The organism is Vibrio sp. R10-SG3-ISO3 (assembly GCF_059834225.1).
The window spans coordinates 1-20,627 of record NZ_JCBDHE010000017.1; the positions used below are offsets into that span (position 1 = coordinate 1).

Consider the following 20,627-nt stretch of genomic DNA (forward strand, 5'->3'; position numbering starts at 1 on the left):
TGGAAGGTAAAGATGACGTGACGGGTGAAGACCTTGTGGTTCGTGATGACGACAAAGAAGAGACCGTTCGCGCTCGCTTAGGTGTCTACCACGATCAAACTGCGCCACTGATCGAATACTACGGTAAAGAAGCGGCAGCAGGTAACACTAAGTACTTGAAATTCGATGGTACTAAGCAAGTGGCGGAAGTGAGCGCTGATATCGAGAAGGCATTAGCATAATAGGCAATACCTATTATCATCACTTTTGTGAAATTTGTTATAGTGAAGCGACCTAATCAGGTCGCTTTTTTTATATTTCTCTTGAACTTAACGCGGCTAGGCAACGTATCTTTCAGACAATTAAGACTGGATTCAACACAGGATCGGCGGACTCTATGCAGAATAAAAAACAACAAGGTGTGCTATTGGTGAACTTGGGCACACCCGATGAACCCACCGCACCAGCCGTGAAGCGCTTTCTAAGTCAGTTCCTTCATGATCATCGAGTCGTCGACATGAGCCGCTGGCTGTGGTGCCCTATTTTACATGGTGTGATATTGCCCATTCGCTCGCCCAAAGTCGCCAAGTTATATCAAAGCGTTTGGATGGAAGAAGGGTCGCCGCTGATGGTGTACTCTAAGCGCCAAGCGGCGCGTCTGGCTGATTTTTTATCGATGCCAGTGGAGCTTGGCATGACTTATGGCAATCCTAGTCTGCAATCTGGCGTTGAGGCACTGCTTGTACAAGGCGTCGAAGAGATCATTGTGCTGCCTCTTTACCCTCAGTATTCCGGCACCACCACTGGCGCGGTCAACGATGGCTTAGCGAAAGCCTTTAAAACGATGCCCGTGTTACCCAATTATCGAATGCTGCGCGACTATCACGATCATCCTCTGTATATCAAAGCGCTGGCGGCCAGTGTTGAAGCCTCTTGGCGCCAACATGGGCGTGGGGATTACTTGCTCTGTTCGTATCATGGCATCCCTAAACGCTACGCCGATAATGGTGACATCTATCCACAGCACTGTTTGCGAACCACTGAGCTTTTGGGTAAGGCGCTGGGATTAACCAGTGAACAAATTGGCACCACGTTCCAGTCGCGCTTTGGTCGAGAAGAGTGGCTTCAGCCCTATACGGACAAAACCATTGAACAGTTGCCGAGCGCTGGCATCAAAAAGCTCGATATTATGACCCCTGCCTTTTCTGCCGATTGTTTGGAGACCTTAGAGGAGATTTCCGAGCAGTGTCGTGAGTTGTATGAAGAGCATGGGGGAGAGCAGTTTAATTTTATTCCTTGCCTCAATGATGATGAGCTGCATATCGAGATGATGGCAGCCTTAGTTCAAGGAGAATAATGAGAGGCGATGTTAAGCCAGCCAAGAGCCCGATGTGTTCTTGACTGGCTTTTTTACACCTCATGTCAGCCCCTTGATGGTGACTGACTCACTTTTTACTCTTTCGCTTCATAATGACGGTATTCAAATACCTGCCCTTGCTCATTGAACGCATACACTGAATAGGCGTCGCTTTTCTCTCCATATTCCATACCGGGTGAGCCCATCGGCATGCCTGGCATCGCTAATCCTTTTGCCCCTTTGGGAGGATTGGCGAGAAACGCTTGAATGTCACTGGCGGGGATGTGGCCTTCAAATACATAACCGTCGATTTCTGCGGTATGGCAAGAGGCAAGCTGCGAGCTAATACCTAGCTGTTCTTTAATTGGGTTCATGTTGTCATGCAGTACTTCTTTGACGGTGAACCCTGCCTGCTCCATGTGTTTAGTCCACTCGCTACAACAGCCACAGTACGGCGATTTATGGTTGACCACATCGGCTGCCAGTACCTGCGGCGCTATAGTGAGTAGGGCGGTCAACATTGAGGTTTTCAGCAATCTGTTCATGAGCGATCTCCAAGCTGAGTTGAGGTTTTAAAAAGTCGAAGTCGATTGGCGTTGCTGACAACAGTAATCGACGATAAAGCCATCGCTGCGCCAGCAATGACTGGGCTGAGCAAGAAACCAAAGAGTGGGTATAACACGCCAGCGGCGACGGGAATGCCCAGTGAGTTATAGATGAAAGCACCAAATAAGTTCTGTTTCATGTTTTTGAGAGTGGCTTTAGAGAGCTCGATGGCCTGCACCACCGCCATCGGCGAGGCGTTAAGTAACGTCATTTGCGCGCTTTCAATTGCCACATCACTGCCACTGCCCATTGCAATACCGATGTCTGCTAAGGCGAGCGCGGGTGCATCGTTGACGCCATCACCGACCATGGCGACACGTTGACCGCGCACTTTCAGTGACTCAATATGCTGCGCTTTTTGATCTGGCAGCACTTCGGCGATGACGTCATCAATACCGAGCTGCTTTGCGATGGCGTTGGCGACATGGGCGTTGTCTCCAGTCAGCAGCACAGGGGTAATCCCCATATTTTTTAAAGTGGTTATCGTTCGCGCGGAATCAGGTTTAATGCCATCGGCGATCGCCATCACACCGACAACCTGCTCATCCAAAGCAATAATGATTGGCGTGTAAGCCTGGTCAGCCGCCCGTTTGATGTCTGCGTCGGCGAGGCTATGATCCCAGCCTTTTGCCTTGGCATAGTTGAGAGAGACAGCACTTAGAGATAGCTTTTGATAGTGTCCGGTCACCCCTTGTCCGCGTAGGTTAGTGAAGTGTGTGATAGGCAGCGGTGTGATGTGTGACGCTTGGGCGTAGTGCACGATGGCTTTTGCCAATGGGTGTTCCGAGTGACGTTCGATACCTGCGCTGAGACCTAAAAGCGTCTCGTCATCGATATGGTAGCGGGCGTGAAACTGCACTTCAGGTTTACCTTGCGTCAAGGTGCCCGTTTTATCAAAGACGACCGTATCGATGCGACTGGCCGACTGCAACACATTCGCATCTTTAATTAAGATCCCTAGCTCCGCTGCTTTACCAATCCCAACAGTCACAGACAGTGGCGTCGCAAGGCCAAGCGCACATGGACAGGCGATAATTAATACTGTGGTCACCGTGACCAGCATATAGCTGGCTTTGGGCTCAGGGCCAACAAAGAACCAGACCGCGGCCGCAATCAGAGCAATCGCGACGACGATAGGCACAAAAACGGATGAAATCTGATCGGCCAGTTTGGCAATCTGCGGTTTACTGCTTTGCGCGTCTCTGACTAATTTGATGATTTTTGCCAGCATGGTGTCACTGCCTACGCTGGTGGCTTGATACAGCAAGCTACCATCTTGGTTCAAGGTACCGGCATGTACGGTGTCACCGCTGCGTTTGAAGACTGGGATCGGCTCACCGGTAAGCATTGACTCATCGACATAGGACTCCCCGTCAGTGACAACGCCATCGACCGCGAACTGAGCCCCAGGCATGACGCGCAGCATCATACCTGGGGTGATCTGGTCGATAGGGATGGTTCGTTCACCTTGCTCGTCGACCAACAGCGCGTCGTTACTTTGCAAATTGATCAGTGCTTTAAGCGATTGGGTAGTCTTGGCTTTCGCTTTCGCTTCAATATAGTGGCCGAGCGAAATCAGGCCGATAATCATGGCACTGGCTTCAAAGTAGACGTGTCTTGAGGCAACAGGGAACCACTGTGGCATGACAACCACAAGCATCGAAAAGAGCCAGGCAGCGCCAGTGCCCAGAGCGACTAAGGTGTCCATGGTCGCTCGTTTATGGCGCAGTGCCGCGATAGCGTTAACAAAAAATCCTCTTCCTGCACTCGCCAGTAGCGCAAAACAGATCAAGCCAACAACGCCCCACGCCCATTGGTCGCCGCGGTTTTGGATCATCATACTGCCACCGAGAACGCCCCATAGCATGAGCGGCGCCCCGACGATTAAACCGGCCAGTGCGCTACGCTTGTGCTGCGCTTGCTGCTTTGCCAAATTTGCCGCTTGCTCGTCCTGCTGGGTGTTAGGATCGGCGATATGTGTGGCTTGATAACCCGCGCTCTGGCTCGCTTCTACAAGATCAGCCAGTATCTGTGCGCTTTCTCGTTTGCTGAATACTGAGGCGGTTTGCTCGGCTAGGTTAACGCTGACTCTGTTCACGCCCTCGACGGAGAGTAAGGCTTTTTCCACTGAGCTGACGCAACTGGCGCACGTCATCCCTGAAATAGCGAAATAGAGGTGGTGCTCATTACTATCTCTTTGCGAGGTGCTCTGCGGTTCATCGCCACTCTCCTTGATAGGTTCTTCACTGACGGTGTCCTCTGATATGAGCGGGGAGTCTTCAATCGGCACTGCGTAGTAACCCGTTTCTTGTACTAGGGCGATGATCTCGTCTGCTGTGAGTAGACCGATCACGGTGAGCTTGGTAGTGGAGATATCGACATCACCGATAGACGGATGGGATTCGAGCGCTGTTCGCAACTTAGCCACGCATCGGCCACAGTTTAGCCCCGAGAGTGAAAACACATAGCTTGTTCCTGATTGATAGCCTAAAGACGCCACCGTTTTCGCCAGTTCGTCATACGGGGCGTGACTTTCGACTTCAATGTGTTTTTTCGATACGTCGAGGACGGTGAGCGCATGATGCTCTATCAGTGCTCGCTCTACTTTGCGTGCGCAGCCCATGCAACTCAAACCCTGTAATGGAATATCAAACCTGTACATAGCGACGGCCTTTCACTGTCATTCGATGTGAGTTCGATAAGCATAAACCTTCCCTCAGGGGAAAGGTCAAGCATTGGAGCCCGAATGACGTCAAATTCGTTGAAATCAACGTATCGAACAAAATCAGTGACTTGCATCAAGTGAGATCGTGCTCACCCTTTTTTTACTACAAATATAAAGTGAGCTAAATAAACGCAAATAGGCTTTGACGGCGTTAACAATCTCACCGCTTTGCAGGGAGAAAAAGCTCAAAATTGCCGTTTTTATCGCTTTAGGTTTTTATTAACCCATTGAAATATCGTTGGTTTAGATACTCTCTCAATGACAAATTTGAAGTGAGTCGAAAAATAATTTGGTTTGTTTTTTAAGACGAAAAAAGCTTGCCAAGATGAGCCCGTCCATAAAGAGTCCTCACCACTGTGAATTCATCAGCGCGGTGGTGAGGCAAGAGAAAAATTCAAAAAATGACTATATAGGGGTTAATCTTATGTCTCACTTTAAAAAAACGTTTCTTAGCGCAGCAGTTGCTGCGGCGACTCTGACTGCGGGCGCTGCACACGCTTACATGTTAGGTGACCCAAATGATGCCAATGTTGAAGTGTATGGTGTGGTCTCCATTTCAGCGGTGGATTACGGCGCATCGAATGATGCAGGGCCGGATGCAGGCTGGGCACTAGAGAATGAAACGCGTGTTGGTTTTCGCGCTGCGAAAGTGATGACGGACAGCGTCACGGCATTTGCTCAAGTGGAATCGGGTTGGGTTCTGGATGACGGCGCTAAGCTCGGCAACCGTGATACCTTCGTTGGCCTACGCGGCGATGATTGGGGCTCCGTGCGTTTTGGTCGTATGTTGACACCTATGTATGAATTGGTGGACTGGCCATACTCAGCATCAAACTTAGGCCGCACATTCGACCGCGCATGGCGAAGCGGTGAGCGTTACCACTTTGACCGTAAGAGCCAAATGTTCCGCTACGATTCGCCAGTGTTTGGTGAGATGGTGAAATTTAGCTTGGCCGGTGGTAACGGTAGCGAAAATCACGAAGATTCGAACTTCTTTGGTGGTTCTATCTCTGTGACGCCAATCGATATATTGACTCTACATGCGGCGTTTGAAACTGCCGAAGGAACAACGTTTGAAGGTGGTGAATCAGGCATTTGGGATACGAACAACCCAGATCCAAATGGTCAGCCTTCATGGAAACCAGGAGTTGCAGCATCAATTGGTGATACTGATGCGTACTTTGTCGGTTTTGAGCTTCGTCCACTCGACAACTTCAACCTCTTGGGGGCGTACAAATCTGGCTCTTACGACTCGACCAACAATGGTGGCGGCTACGGCTACAAAGAGCGTGAAATCGACGCTTACTCCATTCAAGCGAACTACTACTTTGGCAATGCCAATATTCGTGTCGGCTACGCGGATCAAACCGGTAAGCAAGATGGCCGAAAAGATAAGGATCTGGATTCTACCTCTATCAGTGGTGAATTCGGTTACTCATTTAACTCTGTCTACACCTTCGTTCGTTTAACACAACAAGACGACGCAGCGTTTGATGACGATTTGATGATTCGTATCGGTACCGAATGGGTATTCTAATATAGAGCAAGAAAGGCAAGGCGGGCTCTGTCCGCCTTTTGTCGTTTTTGTACTTTTTGCCACTGCTATGTATTTGCCATTATAAAAATAGGGAAAGATCGTGATGAGATCATTAACGCTGCTGAGTTTGTTTGTCTGTCAGTCACTGTGGGCCAACGTGCAATTGACGACCGAGGGGCGAGTGGAGGTATTAGCGCTCAACTCAACCGATACCATTGTTCATGTTAAACCGGGTGAATGGCAACTGCCCAACGGCACCAATCAACTGTTAGTGCGAGTCAGTGGGATGATTGACACCAACGGAGGTAAACAGAAGTTTAATGGCTTACCTCTAGTGGTCACATTTGAGGCGCACGATCAAGCGGTGACCATTGCAGAACCCTTTGTTATCCGCGATCAAAGAGGGGTAGAGCGGTATAAACGGGCACCGAGTGTCCATTTACACGTCAATGGCCAGCCTTTGCCGTATCAATCGGATGAAATCTACGACCAGAGTTTTTCTCTGACCAAAAACTACGATGAAATGTTAGCAAGCTACAACGAACTTGGTGATGGTAAAGCGCAGCTGCGCACCTCAACATTAAAATCAACTGCGACAGCTGCTACGTCTCCAGCGCCATCCGACGTTGTTCTAGAAGCGACGCCGAGTTTGACGGATAAGGAGGAATCGACACGTACATCGCGGTTGCAACATGATTTTCTCACGCTTCCTGCTTCAGAACGCCAAGAGTTTCTCTCTTGGGCAGTAAAACACCTTAACCACGGATTGTAGATTTACATATCGGTGCTAAAATAACGCGCAATTTTGGCGTCACACTCCTCGCAAACGGAAGGCGGCGCAGTCATTCAGACAATCAAGGTATTTTACATGACGGTTAAAACTCGTTTTGCTCCAAGCCCGACAGGCTACCTCCATGTGGGTGGCGCTCGTACTGCTCTTTATTCTTGGCTCTACGCAAAAAGCCAAGGCGGTGAATTTGTACTTCGTATTGAAGACACCGACCTTGAGCGTAATTCACAAGAAGCTGTCGATGCGATTCTTGAAGGCATGCAATGGATGGGACTTGAGTGGGATGAGGGCCCGTACTACCAATCCAAGCGTTTTGATCGTTACAATGAAATGGTCGACAAACTGCTGGCTGAAGACAAAGCGTACAAATGTTACGCACCGAAAGAGCTGCTTGACGAAATTCGCGCAGAACAAGAAGAAGCAAAGCAGATGCCGCGCTACGACGCTAACCACCCGAAAATTATCGCTGCCAACGCGGCAGCAAAAGAGGGTGATCCGTGTGTGATTCGTTTCCGCAACCCGAAAGAGGGCAGCGTAGTGTTTGACGACCAAATTCGCGGCCGCATCGAAATTGGCAACGATCAGTTGGATGATCTGATTATCCGTCGTACGGATGGCGCGCCAACCTACAACTTTGTGGTTGTTGTCGACGATTGGGACATGGGCATCACTCACGTTGTTCGCGGTGAAGACCATATCAACAACACGCCTCGTCAAATCAATATTTACAAAGCGCTAGGTGCACCCGTGCCAACGTTTGCCCACTGTGCCATGATTTTGGGTGATGACGGTGCGAAGCTGTCAAAACGCCACGGTGCGGTCTCTGTGATGCAATATCGTGATGAAGGTTATCTGCCGAATGCACTCAATAACTACCTAGTGCGTTTGGGCTGGTCTCATGGCGATCAAGAGATCTTCTCACGCGAAGAGATGATTGAACATTTCTCCTTGAAGGCGATTTCTAAGTCAGCTTCTGCGTTTAACACAGATAAATTGCTTTGGTTGAACAACCACTACATCAAAACCTCCGATCCAGCGTACGTTGCAACGCATCTTCAATGGCATTTGGATAACCAAAAACTCGATATCTCAAATGGCCCTACGATCACAGATGTGATTCAACTGGTCGGTGAGCGTTGTCACACATTAGTGGAACTGGCTGAGCAAATTCGATACTTCTACGAAGACTTTTCGGAGTTTGAAGCCGGGGCGGCGAAGAAGCACCTTCGTGGCGTTGCCAAAGAGCCTCTGCAACTTGCTCTAGAGAAAGCCAAAGCCCTGACAGAGTGGACAACCGACAACATCAAGCAAGCGATCATTGCGACTGTGTGTGAAGAGCTTGAGATCGGCATGGGTAAAATTGGTATGCCGCTGCGCGTCGCTGTGACTGGCGGTGGTCAATCACCATCAGTGGATGCCGTGATGGCGCTTATCGGTAAAGAACGCGTTGTCGCTCGTATTGAATTGGCACTTGCTTTTATTACTGAGCGTGAAGCGAACGCGTAAATCGCGCGTTAAGTAGATCCAGACACTAGCCGCAGTGGTTAATCCCTGCGGCTTTTTTTTCATCTGAAGGGTGTTCATTATTTTTTATTCTCTTTGCCTAACTAATTACTGACTTATCAATATAATTTTTCACGCTATTTTAACCTTTGAGACAAGACATTTGGTCATTCTTCACATATTCTGAAAGGGTGTCTTCCAATGGAAGTGGTGGTCAACGGACCGCGCATTAAGGAGAAAATAAATGAAAATAAAAACAGTAGCAGTGGTTGTAGCAAGTGCTCTCGCTTTCTCTTCAGCGCCTTCATTCGCTGATGTGTACTTAGGGGGTAAAGTCGGTAAATCTTGGTTAAATGATGCGTGTGATATGACCGCAGATTGTGATGATGATGCCATCACTGGTGGTGTGTTCGCGGGTTACCAATTTGTGGACTGGCTTGGCCTAGAAGCCGGTTATGACTATCTCGGTAAATACACCGCTGATGGTATTGCTGACGAGTCCGCCAGCGCGTTTACCCTTGCGCCGAAACTCAGTGTACCTCTGACCGATGTGATCTCACTTTACGGTAAAGTGGGCGGTGCTTTTGTCGATTATGGAAGTGAGAATGATGCCTCATTCCTAGGTGCAGTGGGTGTCGAGCTCAATGCGAGCAAGTCCACTGGTGTGCGTATTGAATATCAGCGCTTGACTGACGTAAATAACAACTCAGCTCGTGCAGCCGTGAACTCTGCTACGATGAATTTCGTTTACCGTTTCGGTGCGAGTGAGCAGCCGATGACAACGGAAGAGCCCGTCGCCGAGGTGATGGCGGCAGAGCCGGTGCAAGAAGTGGTCGCCGAGCCTGCAACCAAGAAATTTACCGCCCAGTTGGTTGATGCCGGTATCTTCGAAGTGAACAGCGCTGAGCTAAAGTCAGAAAGTGTCGCGATGCTCGACAAACTTGTTGCCATGATGAAGCAGTATCCGCAATCTACCGTTACCATTACAGGTCACACGGACTCCACAGGTTCAGCGGCGTACAATCAGACGTTGTCAGAGAAGCGTGCCCAAGCGATCGCCGGCTTGCTTGAAAATGAAGGCATCGATGCTTCGCGCATCACTGCAGAGGGCAAAGGTGAATCTAGCCCTATCGCGTCAAATGAGACCAGCGAAGGTCGTCAAAAGAACCGTCGCGTCGAAATCAACGTTCCTGAGTTTGAATACGAAGAGTAAGTTGATCACTATGTTGATACTAAAGCCTTGGCATCTGCCAAGGCTTTTTACGTTATGGCTTGAGAACGTAGTTTGATTATTTGAGAGCGATACTCGTTAAGCGGCCCATGAACTCGAGTATTTCCAGATTATCCTTATTGGCTTCCAATAGGGCTTTTTTGGTTTTGGTGTAGGCACCCAAGCGACCATGCTTTTTGATAGAACAGACGACACTTTTATAGATTAAACGGCCATTGTCATCGTAGTTTCTCCATGCGGCGATATAGCATTCGTCTCTCGCCTCCGGATCGTGTTTTGTGGGTCGAGGTTTATAAATAATTTTAGGTTCCAGTGAGTGGGGGAGACGCGTGATCAGATAGGGGTCTTTGAGGAGGCGACGCCAGAATTTGCCCCACATTTCGCTACCCAGCTCATTTCTCAGGCGAATCGCTTTTTGCAGCCCTTTTTTTTCACCGATACGAACATAACCAACCGAACGGTGCAACACCTTATCATCCGGCGTATGGATATGAATTTTGTAGGCGGTTTTCGCTTTTGAAATAAAACGATGACCTGTATTGGTAATGAGGTTGCTTTTTGTCATTGTGCGGTTATCTACAACTCTGTTAATTACTAGTTTAGAAGAGATTCGCCGCAAGGGAAAATAGAGAGTAAAAGTAATTGCGCAGAGGCTCACAATGAAAGCAAAAGAGCGAGTGGATACCCGCTCTTGAATATTGGCGCTCCCGACAGGATTCGAACCTGTGACCTGCCCCTTAGGAGGGGGCCGCGCTATCCAGCTGTGCCACGGGAGCTCAGGGGTATGATACCCCAAATTATGCTGTTGTTAAGGGGTAACACTATGATCTGATTTACTTTTGAACATCGCTAGAGCAGTTTGTGCATCACATCGCCAATTTGAATGCTGCCCAGTAGCTCGGGTTGGTCAATGGTAAGCTCTGCTTCGTTTTCATACACACGAGATACCGTCAGTGTGATGTCCGTTTCTGTGACTTTATTGCGTGGTAACCCACGTTGGTCGATGAAAGAACCTGTATGCCATAGCTGCAACTTGTCGCCTTCGACGACGCCATGTACACGACCGAGATCCATGGTGATGGTGTTGCCCCACTTGGCGACTACTTCAGGTAAGGTGATTTTACAAGAGATTTCAGATTCAAGATCCAACATGATGTTTCGGCTTACGCGCAACATCATACTGCCGTAGGTCGACGCCCAAAAACGCGCGCTCTTAGTGTCCACTTGGCTGGTTTTAGGGAACGGCCATTTTGCCACTTCACGATAGTTTCGGTGGTAAATCTCATTACCCGTTTTGCCGTCGTACACTGTCATCTCGAGTGAGAACTGTCGGTTGATGATGTCGTCTTGCAGCAATTTTTGTTCAATGGTCGCTGTCAAGTCGTTGATAACGCCGCCAATGATGTACTGCGCGCCAGTATCTTGCGCGATCATTTTTAATCTTTCTGGGTAATCTTTGTTGATTTCAAAATCTGTGGTGCCTACCGATACAAAACTTGCCGATTCATTGTCGAGTTGGCGGTTGATGACTTGGGCGAAGTCGTCCCCGACACTATAGATTTGCCCCATGACAGCTTGCTGGGGGGAAGCTAAATCTATATTGCCCACTAAGAGGGTCTTCTTGTATTGACTCACGTGGCAACCTGTTGCCGATGGATAGATGTCAATACGCGCACGTAAGTACATGGTGCCACTGCGTACTCTCTGCTCCTCAATCAAGATGTAACGCACTTCACTGTTAGTAAATTGATACTCTTTTTGCGATGTCTCCAAGAAGGGACGCAAGTTACTAATGCTGCCGATGTCAGCGCCAGAAAAGCTGACTGCTTTATAAAGCGCATCTTCTAACGCATGTATTCTTGCCACCTCTTCTGATGACACCACGGTAGCGACGCCGGTGACCTCATACCAGCCTGCATTCGCGATCGAGGAGAAGAGGCTAAGATACAAGCCAGAGATAACGGTCAGAAGTGTTTTTTTCATGTTCGATTACCAACTTGGTTCGTTTTTTGCTTAGTTAATCTTAGCTGATTTAGGCATTGTGATTCTAAATGATTGCACAATTAGAAAAGCAAAGAGCGTTCCACTTTTTCAACTAAAAACTGTCGGAACGAAGAATGCCTAGGGTTATCGGAGATAAGAGAATGAAAAAATGGTTATTGCTTGTACCAGTCGTCATGCTGACGGCTTGTGCTTACGCCCCAATATACAACGGTAAAGAAGCTTACCGTGGTTCACAATTTATGTTGATGGAAAGTCCGCGTCACACTCTTGACTTTTTTGTTGAGAGCATGACAGAAGACTTGATGATTTCAAACACGAGTGTATCAGCACGAACGCCCATCGCCGTGACCTCTTTTGTCGACTTGCAAAACATGGATGCGACGAACTGGCTTGGAAATTCAGTGTCAGAGGGGTTCATCCATCAGTTTCAACGCCGCGGTTTTAAAGTTGTTGATTTCAAAACGACGGGATCGATTCAGGTCACACATTCGGGTGATTTTGCGTTTAGCCGCGATTGGAAGGATCTTGCTCAGGAGCAAGATATCCAGTATGTGTTAACGGGCACCATGCTTCGCCAAGAAGGGGGGGTGATCGTGAATGCGCGAGTTGTGGGGATGCAGTCTAGAGTTGTTGTCGCCACCGCTCAGGGTTTCTTACCGGCTGACCGAATTGGTCGCGATTTGGATACATTGAATAGTATCCGGACTCAAGATGGAGTGTTGATTCGTTCTGACCCAACGATGACTCAGCCATACACTGTTATTTTGCGACCATAGTAGGGAGACATGATGAAAAAAGTGATACTACTGATAGTTGCTCTCATTATGGTGGGCTGTCAGCCGATTCAAAATATGCGGCCTGAAGATTGGCTCACGGCTGTTGGTTACGCAAGCATAAGTGAGCAAAAAGGCAACAATGAAGAAGAGAAGCAAGTTCGGGCGATGCGAGCCTCTAAAATTGACGCTTACCGAGAGCTCGCCGAACAGGTGTATGGTTTGAGAGTGAGTGCCAGAGCAGATTTAAAAGATCAACGCTTAGGGACAGAGCTGACATCGGGAGCCGTAGATGGGGTCATTCGTGGTGCTGAAGTAGTCCGTAGTTATAAAGTCGGTGACAGTTACGTCACGGAACTTCGACTTGATGTCAAAAAAATGAATCAGTTGCGAGACTACGGGGAAGTGCAGCAAGTTCCAGAAAAACGCCAGCAAACGTTATTCTAGGCACATATTTTCTCTGATTTCCGATATAAAAACGGCGCTCTTATGAGCGCCGTTTTTATATCATCCTAACAATGTAACGCTATAGCGACTTTAGGCTTTAATATTAGTGCCAAGGGTGGTGACGTTACTGGTTTGCCCTTCGGCAGTGTACGTCATACCAAGCTTACCCTGGGACTGTTTCATGAGATTGTTGAGTTTATTGAAGCTCAATTGAGCACGTTGCAATGCTTCACCGTTAACGGCATTGGCCTGCTGGCAATCAGAGATGATGCTGCGGATCTTGTCGACCAGAGGGCTCAACTCTGGATCGCTCGTCAGCGTCTCAACATCGGGGTGTTTCTGAATGCGTTGATCGGTTTGTTGAAGCTTAGAGATCAGATCGACCTTCGCTTTCGCAACCTGTTCGATATCTTTAGAGACGCGACTGGCTATCGCCACTTTTTCTTGCTCTAACAGTGCCGACAATTCGGTTGCGCTTTGCAATTGGAATTCTACAAGCCCTTTTAACGCTGCCATGGTGGTATTGTTTCTTCAGTTCCAAATTCAGTGGTTAAAAACCACCAAGCTCTTTTTCGAATTTCATCATGTTGTCAGCCAGCTTTTCCGGATCCACGGAATAAGAGCCGTTTGCAATCGCTTCTTTGATTGCCGCCACTTTTGCTTTGTCAAAGCTGGGTTGACTTGCCATTTGATTATGCATCTCGCCCACCGCTTTACCTTGTGTGCTGAGGGACACCGAATCTTGCGCTACACCCGACTTGCTCGGAGAGTCACTTGTATTGGATGTTGCGTTCGTTTCACTGCGCGAGGGGCTACGAGTGGACGTGGTTAACGTCTGCCCTGCACGAATGTTATCAATACCTGCCATGTTTGAGCCTTTTAATTAGAGGATGACCTGTACTGTCACTATCGACTACAGGGCGAATAACTTTAGTGCTTTTTCAACCAAAGTTAAAAAATAACCGTGACTTCTGAAATGCCTGTTACTCTGCCTTCAATTATACGGTTGGATTTACTATTTTTCACTCTTATCTGCTCACCATGAGATCCATCTGTCAAAGCCACGCCTTTGGTGGTGATGGTCATACCAGACTGTACGGCGCGAATGGTGACGGTTTCATTGCGGCACACCACGCAAATATCACGGTTTTCGACTACGTCACCCGCGTTCATGTTTTTTTTTGCTTTGGCGCCAATGACCGCATCGAGCGAGGAAAAACCTTGCCGTCTGAAGCGTTGCAAATCGACCATGCTGATTGTAATGTCGTGCGCTGCAATGATTTGCCCACGGGAAATTGGGCTCAATAGAGTGACTTGTGGACCGGTTCTCGTCAGGCGAACGGGCACATAGACTCGCCAGTTATCCGCTTCACACTCGATTTGGACGGTAATATTACTGGCTATTGGGTTGGTGGAGCTAGAGGATGCCAAGAGCGGCTCGGGGCAATCTGTGGCAAAAATACGACTATCGATGGAGGCGGCGTCTGCCTCCAAAGTACCACCTGTCGGCCATTCGACATTGGCTAGAATGTACTCTTGAGCGGCATTTTGTATGGCAAATATCTGAGCTTCGGTAGCGGAATTGACTGAAAAGCTAAAGAAAATACACAAAACACCGATAGACGTATAAACTCTTTTAAATAAAGCTCTACACTTAGTGAAAGAACAACTAGTGGAAATTGAACAAAACTGTGATTTTAGGTTCTTCATTCTGTTTCCTAGAATTTCTTAGCTTGTAGTAGACTATCATTTTTTTACACGAAAGTTTTAGATGGAGATGAGCTTATGACCGGTATTCTTGATTCTGTGAATCAGCGTACGCAACTCGTCGGTCAAAACCGATTGGAACTCCTTACCTTCCGCCTGATGGGGCGTCAGCGTTATGGAATAAACGTATTTAAAGTAAAAGAGGTGCTCCAATGTCCTAAGCTTACTTCTATGCCAAATCTGCACCGTTTGGTGAAAGGAGTCGCCCACATTCGTGGCCACACGGTTTCTGTCATTGATTTAAGTTTAGCCATCGGTGGACGTCCGACCACAGATGTAGAAAAAGCTTTCGTTGTCATTGCCGAGTTCAACCGCTCTATTCAAGCGTTTTTGGTCACCTCTGTCGAGCGCATCATCAACATGCATTGGGAAGCGATCTTGCCGCCGCCAGATGGCGCAGGTAAAGCAAACTACCTCACTGCGGTCACCAACATCGATAACGAGTTGGTAGAAATCCTCGACGTAGAGAAAATCCTTGCAGAAATCGCGCCGGTTGATGAAACCATGGATGCATCCATCGGTGAGGAAATCGCCCAAGCAGAGACAGAAAAACAGATCGTTCGCCGAATTCTCATTGCCGACGACTCCACTGTGGCACGTAAGCAGGTAGAAAGAGCGATTACTTCAATTGGCTTTGAGGTCATTGCGGTTAAAGATGGGAAAGAAGCGTACGAAAAGCTGGTGGAAATGGCCGCGGAAGGCAGTATTTATGACCAGATTTCCTTGGTGATCTCAGACATCGAAATGCCAGAGATGGATGGATACACATTAACGGCCGAAATTCGCCGCAATGCCGATTTGAAAAATTTGTACGTTATCCTTCACTCATCACTCAGTGGTGTCTTTAACCAAGCGATGGTTGAGCGGGTAGGCGCCAACTCATTTATTGCGAAATTCAATCCTGATGAGCTAGGTAATGCAGTGAAATCTGCGCTGACTAACTAAAGAGAACTGAATGACAGCCATAACAATAAGCGATCAAGAATATCGTGATTTCAGCCGTTTCCTCGAAGCGCAATGTGGCATTGTGCTTGGGGATAGCAAGCAGTACCTCGTTCGGAGCCGCTTGAGTCCGCTGGTGACCAAGTTTAAGTTGGTCTCTTTGTCTGACCTGTTGAGAGATGTCGTCACTGGGAGAAACCGTGAGCTGCGTGTTGCCGCTGTAGATGCGATGACGACCAACGAAACCTTATGGTTTCGTGATGGTTACCCATTTACAGTATTGGCCGACAAGCTTCTGCCCGAAGTGGCCGCGAATAAGCGCCCAATCAAAATATGGTCAGCGGCTAGCTCGTCGGGTCAAGAACCCTACTCAATGGCAATGACAGTGTTGGAGACACAGCAACGCAAACCAGGCTTGCTACCGAGTGTCGCCATTACGGCAACGGACATCTCATCTAGCATGTTGGATATGTGTCGAGCGGGTATCTATGACAACCTTGCGCTAGGGCGAGGTCTCTCACCCGAGCGTCGTCGTACCTTCTTTGAAGATGCCGGAGATGGCCGAATGAAAGTGAAAGACAACGTGAAGCGTTTGGTGAATTTTCGACCACAGAACTTAATGGAAAGCTATGCGTTATTGGGTAAATTTGACATTATATTTTGTCGTAACGTGTTGATCTATTTCTCGCCGGATATGAAATCGAAAGTGCTCAACCAGATGGCCAATAGTCTTAACCCCGGTGGTTATTTGTTGCTTGGAGCATCGGAGTCACTCACTGGGCTGACCGACCGTTTTGAGATGGTACGTTGCAACCCAGGCATTATTTACAAGCTCAAGTAGTTTTCTCACTCTCACTCAAATCCCAGCCTTGTGGCTGGGATTTTTTTTTCTGCCATACTGTGAATACCTATCCGTAGCAACAATGCCTATGTGTAGCAATGATGACATCGACAAAGACGGGTTCCCAACTGACCGGAAATTGGCTCGGTAATTGCTAAACAAAACGTGAGTGTCTAGTACACTCGATTAAATGGCTAAACAATGGCAATCCTAAAAGTTGGTACGCTAATTGCTAAATCATTTAATAGTATCGGTCAGTTCTTTGAGTAGAGGTCAACATGGCTATTTCTTTCGACAATGCACTAGGTATCCACCAACATACGGTGGGTGTACGTGAGCGCAATGCTGAGGTGATTTCCACCAACATCGCGCAAGCCAATACGCCTGGGTATAAATCGAAAGGGATGGACTTTCAAAAGGCATTACAGGCGGCAACGTCGGGGGCAAGCATTAGTCTTAGCCGTACGGATGGTCGGCATATTCCTGCCTCTACTCAGGTGACAGGGGAAGTCATGTATCGTCTTCCAACCCAACCTGACACGGGTGACGGCAACACGGTGGATGTGGATTTAGAGCGTAACTTGTTTATGCAAAACCAAATTAGACACCAAGCGTCACTGGACTTCCTAGGCAGTAAGTTCAAGAACTTAACCAAGGCAATCAAAGGGGATTAATAGATGAGCTTATTTAACGTTTTCAATGTCACTGGTTCTGCGATGAGCGCTGAATCTGTTCGTCTAAATACCACCTCGAGCAACTTGGCGAATGCGGACAGTATCTCAAGCTCTGCGAAAGATACCTATAAGGCTCGCCATGCAGTATTTGGTGCTGAGTTAAGTAAGGCAAAGTATGGCCGCGACCATATGGTGCCAGTGAAGGTAATGGGCATCGTTGAAAGTGATAAACCGCTCACCGCGGAGTACAACCCTGACCACCCACTTGCCAATGATGAAGGGTATATTTACAAACCTAACGTCAATGTGATGGAAGAAATGGCCAACATGATTTCTGCTTCTCGTTCATACCAAACGAATGTTCAAGTGGCAGATGCAAGCAAACAAATGCTGCTGCGTACGCTGCAGATGGGTCAATAAGGATAGGAGGTAACGTATGGCCGATGGCATAAATAATGTTGGTCAAAACGGCTTGTCCTATATCGACCAGCTTAAACAGCTTCAAGACAAGAATAAGCCTAATGAGACCACAGGTAAGCAAGATCTTAAACAAGAAGACTTCTTATCACTACTCACGAAGCAGCTTGCTCAGCAAGATCCGTTTAAGCCGGTCAGTAATGACCAGATGATTGCGCAAATGGCGTCATTTGCGACGGTAGACGGGATTGGCAAAATGAACACTCAGTTCGAAACGCTCAATACCTCTATGACGTCGAACCAAGCGCTTCAAGCCTCATCATTAGTAGGACGTGATGTATTAGTCCCTGGTGCTTCGGGTGTGAAGAAGGACACTGGCAGCATGGCTGCGATGGTCAAGCTTCCGCAATCCGTAGACAACATGATGGTGCGTATTGAAGACCAAATGGGCCAACTTGTTCGAACCTTCGATGCTGGTGCTAAGCCTGCGGGCGACAACCGAGTCGAATGGGACGGCAAGGATCAAAACGGTAATCCATTGCCGGCTGGCAAATACAAGGTGAGAGCCGCGGGTTTGCTGGATGGAGAATCGAAAGAGTTTGAGGTATCAACCTATGCAAACGTCAATAGTGTTCTCTTAGGTAAAGGCGATGGTAACGTACTACTCAATCTGGCTGGCTTCGAGTCGCCAGTTCGACTTGCTGAAGTACTAGAAGTTGGCAAAGCGTAACGTGTTAGTGATAAACGACGCTAGCTAGATAGGAGATTTTGGAATGTCATATGTTGCACTTAGCGGGTTATCCGCAGCTCAGTTAGATCTGAACACTACCAGTAACAACATTGCGAACGCAAACACGTTCGGCTTTAAAGAGTCGCGTGCAGAGTTTGGCGATGTGTACTCAAATTCACTCTTTACCCATGCGAAAACAACGCCAGGGCAAGGCGTGCAGGCAGCACAGGTTGCTCAGCAGTTCCATGAAGGTTCCAGTATTTATACCAATAACCCGATGGATTTGCGTGTATCTGGTACGGGGTTCTTTGCCGTCGCAAAAGACAGATTAACCCCAACATCCAATGAACTGACTCGTAACGGCGCGTTTCATTTGGATAAAAACAACTACATGGTGACCGCTAATGACGAGTTCTTACTCGGTTACCAAGTCAATCCAGATACCGGTGATGTTCTCTCTTATGAGCCTTCGCCACTTAACATTCCAAAAGAGTTTGGTAAGCCAAAGCAAACAGCAAACATTGAAGTAGGGGTGAACTTACCTGCGGGTGGGGATTTGAAGGACCCAACCTTGTTTGATTATTCCGATCCCGAGACGTACAACCGCTCAACGTCCTCGACGATTTATGATTCGATGGGCCAGTCGTACAAACTGACGACCTACTATCTAAAAGATCAAAATCAGGCGAATACGTGGCAGACATACTACACGGTGACGGACAGTGCTGGTGAGAAGCCACTGAACATCGTTGGTGGTGATGCAACGAGTCCTACGGGGCATGTCGGTCACACTATGCGTTTCAATAATGATGGTACGCTAGCCAGTTTAAACAATGGGCAGAATATCGTCTCCGAACCTTTGGGGGCGGGTGCTAACCCGATTGACTTGAACGGTGCAGACATCAACCAAACATTGTCGTTTGGCCTTGATAGTGCCACTCAGTTTGCGGCTCCGTTTGAATTGACCAAGTTTGACGAAGATGGCGCAACTACTGGCTTCTTGACTAAGGTTGACTTTGATGAAAACGGTAGTGTCCTTGGCACATACTCTAACGGTGAGAATATCACCTTGGGACGTGTGGCGTTGGTTCGAGTAGCCAATGAACAAGGCCTAGATAAGAAGGGGGGAACTCAATGGGATTCCACTCAAAACTCTGGCGCCAAAGTGTGGGGTGAATCGAACAAAGGCTCATTTGGTACAATCAATAGCGGTGTGCTTGAACAGTCCAATATTGATATGACTCAAGAGCTGGTGGATCTGATTTCAGCCCAGCGCAACTTCCAAGCGAACTCACGTTCACTTGAAGTGCACAACCAAACTCAACAAAATATCCTTCAGATTCGTTAATCGAATCACACGCAATCTTCTGAATAGCAAACTAACGGCAATCGTTGGTTTGCTATTGTTGCCTCTAGCGGCAATTGCCGCTCCAATCTTATTCTATATTGCCATTTCTCTTTGCAACTGATTGATAACATTTACTTATTTTTATTGGCACGCCAATTGCTTTAAATGATCTAAATTGTGATTGTTGGAGCAAATTATGGATCGTGCACTGTTTCTCGCTATGAGCGGAGCAAAGCAAAATATGCAAGCGATGCAGCTAAGAGCGAATAACTTGGCAAACGTCAGTACCACGGGGTTCCGTGCTGATTTGGCGCAAGCCCGCTCAATGCAAGCATACGGCGACGGTTTGCCAAGCCGCGTATTTAGCATGACAGAGCGACCAGGTCATAATTTTCAGCAAGGCAGTGTGATTACCACTGGGCGAGATCTCGATGTCACTATTGAAGGCCAAGGTTGGATTGCCGTTATGGACAAGACGGGCAAAGAAGGCCTGACTCGAAACGGTAACCTCAACATTGACGTCAATGGCTTGCTTACCAATGGTAATGGCAACTTGGTTTTGGGCGAGACAGGCGCACCGATCACCCTACCGATTCCGTTGAGCAAAGTGGAAATCGGTACTGATGGGACGATTTCTGTTGTGCCACAAGGCGCCCCAGCGGATGCGATCGAAATCGTTGATCGCATCAAACTGACACGCAACGACAACCAATCACTGTACAAAGATGTCAATGGCCTCTTCCGCGCCAAAGATCCCAATGCAGCTTACGAGGCGGATGCCGGCGTAAAACTGCTCAAAGGCGCGTTAGAGGGCAGCAACGTGAATGCCATCGGTGAGATGACCAGCTTGATTGATCTTCAACGACAATTCGAAATGCAGGTCAAGATGATGAGCACAGCAGAAGACATGGACAAAGCGTCTGATTCTCTGCTTCGTATGAGCTAAGACCGTTTCT

At 48.0% G+C, this 20,627-nt stretch carries 21 protein-coding genes, 1 tRNA gene and 1 pseudogene; 15 read left to right on the forward strand and 8 right to left on the reverse strand.

From position 1 onward, the window contains the following. Both AC6R1A_RS04025 and hemH read left to right on the forward strand, forming a co-directional pair. A pseudogene (locus tag AC6R1A_RS04025) lies at window positions 1-221 on the forward strand (adenylate kinase); the annotation flags it as partial. 155 nt (window positions 222-376) lie between these two features. Then, window positions 377-1,336, forward strand: coding sequence for a ferrochelatase (gene hemH, locus AC6R1A_RS04030; protein ID WP_500633588.1), 960 nt, complete (start codon window positions 377-379; stop codon window positions 1,334-1,336). A 95-nt stretch (window positions 1,337-1,431) separates the two neighbouring features. On the opposite strand, the gene AC6R1A_RS04035 is transcribed toward hemH, so the two are convergent. Both AC6R1A_RS04035 and AC6R1A_RS04040 read right to left on the reverse strand, forming a co-directional pair. Further along, the gene (locus tag AC6R1A_RS04035) at window positions 1,432-1,881 is read right to left on the reverse strand and encodes a DUF411 domain-containing protein (protein WP_500633589.1); all 450 of its coding nucleotides are present in this window, start codon (window positions 1,879-1,881) and stop codon (window positions 1,432-1,434) included. Next, window positions 1,878-4,604 (reverse strand): heavy metal translocating P-type ATPase, encoded by a 2,727-nt coding sequence (locus tag AC6R1A_RS04040; RefSeq protein ID WP_500633590.1) that lies wholly within the window; start codon window positions 4,602-4,604, stop codon window positions 1,878-1,880. Before AC6R1A_RS04040 ends, AC6R1A_RS04035 begins: the two co-directional genes overlap by 4 nt. A gap of 487 nt (window positions 4,605-5,091) precedes the next feature. On the opposite strand from AC6R1A_RS04040, the gene AC6R1A_RS04045 reads away from it, so the two are divergent. The 4 genes from AC6R1A_RS04045 to AC6R1A_RS04060 all read left to right on the forward strand — a co-directional run bounded on the left by AC6R1A_RS04045 (window position 5,092) and on the right by AC6R1A_RS04060 (window position 9,710). After that, window positions 5,092-6,204, forward strand: coding sequence for a porin (locus AC6R1A_RS04045; protein ID WP_500633591.1), 1,113 nt, complete (start codon window positions 5,092-5,094; stop codon window positions 6,202-6,204). Between the two features lie 103 nt (window positions 6,205-6,307). Next, on the forward strand, window positions 6,308-6,976 hold the full coding sequence (locus AC6R1A_RS04050; RefSeq protein ID WP_500630494.1) for a DUF2057 family protein: 669 nt from the start codon (window positions 6,308-6,310) through the stop codon (window positions 6,974-6,976). Window positions 6,977-7,072: 96 nt separating this feature from the next. Continuing rightward, a complete protein-coding gene (gene gltX / locus AC6R1A_RS04055) occupies window positions 7,073-8,500 on the forward strand; it encodes a glutamate--tRNA ligase (protein ID WP_500633592.1) in 1,428 nt (475 codons plus the stop codon). A gap of 247 nt (window positions 8,501-8,747) precedes the next feature. After that, window positions 8,748-9,710 (forward strand): OmpA family protein, encoded by a 963-nt coding sequence (locus AC6R1A_RS04060; protein WP_500633599.1) that lies wholly within the window; start codon window positions 8,748-8,750, stop codon window positions 9,708-9,710. 76 nt (window positions 9,711-9,786) lie between these two features. Here the strand turns inward: AC6R1A_RS04060 and AC6R1A_RS04065 are convergent, their stop codons facing one another. The 3 genes from AC6R1A_RS04065 to AC6R1A_RS04075 form a co-directional block, all read right to left on the reverse strand. After that, a complete protein-coding gene (locus tag AC6R1A_RS04065) occupies window positions 9,787-10,293 on the reverse strand; it encodes a Fe3+-citrate ABC transporter substrate-binding protein (protein ID WP_500630489.1) in 507 nt (168 codons plus the stop codon). Between the two features lie 134 nt (window positions 10,294-10,427). Continuing rightward, window positions 10,428-10,504 (reverse strand) — tRNA-Arg (locus tag AC6R1A_RS04070). A 73-nt stretch (window positions 10,505-10,577) separates the two neighbouring features. Continuing rightward, window positions 10,578-11,711, reverse strand: coding sequence for a flagellar assembly protein FlgT (locus AC6R1A_RS04075; RefSeq protein WP_487903750.1), 1,134 nt, complete (start codon window positions 11,709-11,711; stop codon window positions 10,578-10,580). A gap of 161 nt (window positions 11,712-11,872) precedes the next feature. Here AC6R1A_RS04075 and AC6R1A_RS04080 point away from each other — a divergent pair, with 161 nt between their 5' ends. Together AC6R1A_RS04080 and flgP are read left to right on the forward strand one after the other, a co-directional pair. Further along, on the forward strand, window positions 11,873-12,508 hold the full coding sequence (locus AC6R1A_RS04080; RefSeq protein WP_334551202.1) for a FlgO family outer membrane protein: 636 nt from the start codon (window positions 11,873-11,875) through the stop codon (window positions 12,506-12,508). A 12-nt stretch (window positions 12,509-12,520) separates the two neighbouring features. Then, complete coding sequence (gene flgP / locus AC6R1A_RS04085) at window positions 12,521-12,952, forward strand: flagellar assembly lipoprotein FlgP (RefSeq protein ID WP_334551201.1); 432 nt, start codon at window positions 12,521-12,523, stop codon at window positions 12,950-12,952. A 90-nt stretch (window positions 12,953-13,042) separates the two neighbouring features. Here flgP and AC6R1A_RS04090 read toward each other — a convergent pair whose 3' ends face one another. The 3 genes from AC6R1A_RS04090 to flgA all read right to left on the reverse strand — a co-directional run bounded on the left by AC6R1A_RS04090 (window position 13,043) and on the right by flgA (window position 14,662). Continuing rightward, window positions 13,043-13,468, reverse strand: coding sequence for a flagella synthesis protein FlgN (locus AC6R1A_RS04090; RefSeq protein ID WP_487903749.1), 426 nt, complete (start codon window positions 13,466-13,468; stop codon window positions 13,043-13,045). A 34-nt stretch (window positions 13,469-13,502) separates the two neighbouring features. Then, window positions 13,503-13,820: a flagellar biosynthesis anti-sigma factor FlgM gene (gene flgM, locus AC6R1A_RS04095; protein WP_500633593.1), complete on the reverse strand. Its 318-nt coding sequence runs from the start codon at window positions 13,818-13,820 to the stop codon at window positions 13,503-13,505. A gap of 83 nt (window positions 13,821-13,903) precedes the next feature. Next, the gene (flgA, locus tag AC6R1A_RS04100; protein ID WP_500633594.1) at window positions 13,904-14,662 is read right to left on the reverse strand and encodes a flagellar basal body P-ring formation chaperone FlgA; all 759 of its coding nucleotides are present in this window, start codon (window positions 14,660-14,662) and stop codon (window positions 13,904-13,906) included. Window positions 14,663-14,737: 75 nt separating this feature from the next. Between flgA and AC6R1A_RS04105 the strand changes: the two genes are divergently transcribed. From AC6R1A_RS04105 to flgF, 7 genes are all read left to right on the forward strand, one after another. Next, a complete protein-coding gene (locus tag AC6R1A_RS04105; protein WP_334551197.1) occupies window positions 14,738-15,664 on the forward strand; it encodes a chemotaxis protein CheV in 927 nt (308 codons plus the stop codon). A gap of 10 nt (window positions 15,665-15,674) precedes the next feature. Further along, on the forward strand, window positions 15,675-16,502 hold the full coding sequence (locus AC6R1A_RS04110) for a protein-glutamate O-methyltransferase (protein ID WP_500633595.1): 828 nt from the start codon (window positions 15,675-15,677) through the stop codon (window positions 16,500-16,502). Window positions 16,503-16,780: 278 nt separating this feature from the next. Next, on the forward strand, window positions 16,781-17,176 hold the full coding sequence (gene flgB / locus AC6R1A_RS04115; RefSeq protein WP_334551195.1) for a flagellar basal body rod protein FlgB: 396 nt from the start codon (window positions 16,781-16,783) through the stop codon (window positions 17,174-17,176). A gap of 3 nt (window positions 17,177-17,179) precedes the next feature. Next, entirely contained in the window at window positions 17,180-17,596 is a 417-nt protein-coding gene (gene flgC / locus AC6R1A_RS04120) for a flagellar basal body rod protein FlgC (RefSeq protein ID WP_487903744.1), read from the forward strand. Window positions 17,597-17,612: 16 nt separating this feature from the next. After that, window positions 17,613-18,323, forward strand: a complete 711-nt coding sequence (gene flgD / locus AC6R1A_RS04125) for a flagellar hook assembly protein FlgD (protein WP_334551193.1) — start codon at window positions 17,613-17,615, stop codon at window positions 18,321-18,323. 43 nt (window positions 18,324-18,366) lie between these two features. After that, window positions 18,367-19,671 (forward strand): flagellar hook protein FlgE, encoded by a 1,305-nt coding sequence (flgE, locus tag AC6R1A_RS04130; protein WP_500633596.1) that lies wholly within the window; start codon window positions 18,367-18,369, stop codon window positions 19,669-19,671. Between the two features lie 196 nt (window positions 19,672-19,867). Beyond that, entirely contained in the window at window positions 19,868-20,617 is a 750-nt protein-coding gene (gene flgF / locus AC6R1A_RS04135; RefSeq protein WP_334551190.1) for a flagellar basal-body rod protein FlgF, read from the forward strand. Window positions 20,618-20,627: the final 10 nt, after the last annotated feature.

What these genes read in the sequence shown, in the direction of transcription:
- flgB (WP_334551195.1), top strand. Translation starts at nt 16,781, where the DNA reads ATGGCTATTTCTTTCGACAATGCACTAGGTATCCACCAACATACGGTG.
- AC6R1A_RS04040 (WP_500633590.1), bottom strand. Translation starts at nt 4,604, where the DNA reads ATGTACAGGTTTGATATTCCATTACAGGGTTTGAGTTGCATGGGCTGC.
- AC6R1A_RS04110 (WP_500633595.1), top strand. Translation starts at nt 15,675, where the DNA reads ATGACAGCCATAACAATAAGCGATCAAGAATATCGTGATTTCAGCCGT.
- flgA (WP_500633594.1), bottom strand. Translation starts at nt 14,662, where the DNA reads ATGAAGAACCTAAAATCACAGTTTTGTTCAATTTCCACTAGTTGTTCT.
- hemH (WP_500633588.1), top strand. Translation starts at nt 377, where the DNA reads ATGCAGAATAAAAAACAACAAGGTGTGCTATTGGTGAACTTGGGCACA.
- AC6R1A_RS04080 (WP_334551202.1), top strand. Translation starts at nt 11,873, where the DNA reads ATGAAAAAATGGTTATTGCTTGTACCAGTCGTCATGCTGACGGCTTGT.
- flgP (WP_334551201.1), top strand. Translation starts at nt 12,521, where the DNA reads ATGAAAAAAGTGATACTACTGATAGTTGCTCTCATTATGGTGGGCTGT.
- gltX (WP_500633592.1), top strand. Translation starts at nt 7,073, where the DNA reads ATGACGGTTAAAACTCGTTTTGCTCCAAGCCCGACAGGCTACCTCCAT.
- AC6R1A_RS04090 (WP_487903749.1), bottom strand. Translation starts at nt 13,468, where the DNA reads ATGGCAGCGTTAAAAGGGCTTGTAGAATTCCAATTGCAAAGCGCAACC.
- AC6R1A_RS04065 (WP_500630489.1), bottom strand. Translation starts at nt 10,293, where the DNA reads ATGACAAAAAGCAACCTCATTACCAATACAGGTCATCGTTTTATTTCA.
- AC6R1A_RS04105 (WP_334551197.1), top strand. Translation starts at nt 14,738, where the DNA reads ATGACCGGTATTCTTGATTCTGTGAATCAGCGTACGCAACTCGTCGGT.
- flgE (WP_500633596.1), top strand. Translation starts at nt 18,367, where the DNA reads ATGTCATATGTTGCACTTAGCGGGTTATCCGCAGCTCAGTTAGATCTG.
- AC6R1A_RS04075 (WP_487903750.1), bottom strand. Translation starts at nt 11,711, where the DNA reads ATGAAAAAAACACTTCTGACCGTTATCTCTGGCTTGTATCTTAGCCTC.
- flgM (WP_500633593.1), bottom strand. Translation starts at nt 13,820, where the DNA reads ATGGCAGGTATTGATAACATTCGTGCAGGGCAGACGTTAACCACGTCC.
- flgC (WP_487903744.1), top strand. Translation starts at nt 17,180, where the DNA reads ATGAGCTTATTTAACGTTTTCAATGTCACTGGTTCTGCGATGAGCGCT.
- AC6R1A_RS04050 (WP_500630494.1), top strand. Translation starts at nt 6,308, where the DNA reads ATGAGATCATTAACGCTGCTGAGTTTGTTTGTCTGTCAGTCACTGTGG.
- flgD (WP_334551193.1), top strand. Translation starts at nt 17,613, where the DNA reads ATGGCCGATGGCATAAATAATGTTGGTCAAAACGGCTTGTCCTATATC.
- AC6R1A_RS04045 (WP_500633591.1), top strand. Translation starts at nt 5,092, where the DNA reads ATGTCTCACTTTAAAAAAACGTTTCTTAGCGCAGCAGTTGCTGCGGCG.
- flgF (WP_334551190.1), top strand. Translation starts at nt 19,868, where the DNA reads ATGGATCGTGCACTGTTTCTCGCTATGAGCGGAGCAAAGCAAAATATG.
- AC6R1A_RS04035 (WP_500633589.1), bottom strand. Translation starts at nt 1,881, where the DNA reads ATGAACAGATTGCTGAAAACCTCAATGTTGACCGCCCTACTCACTATA.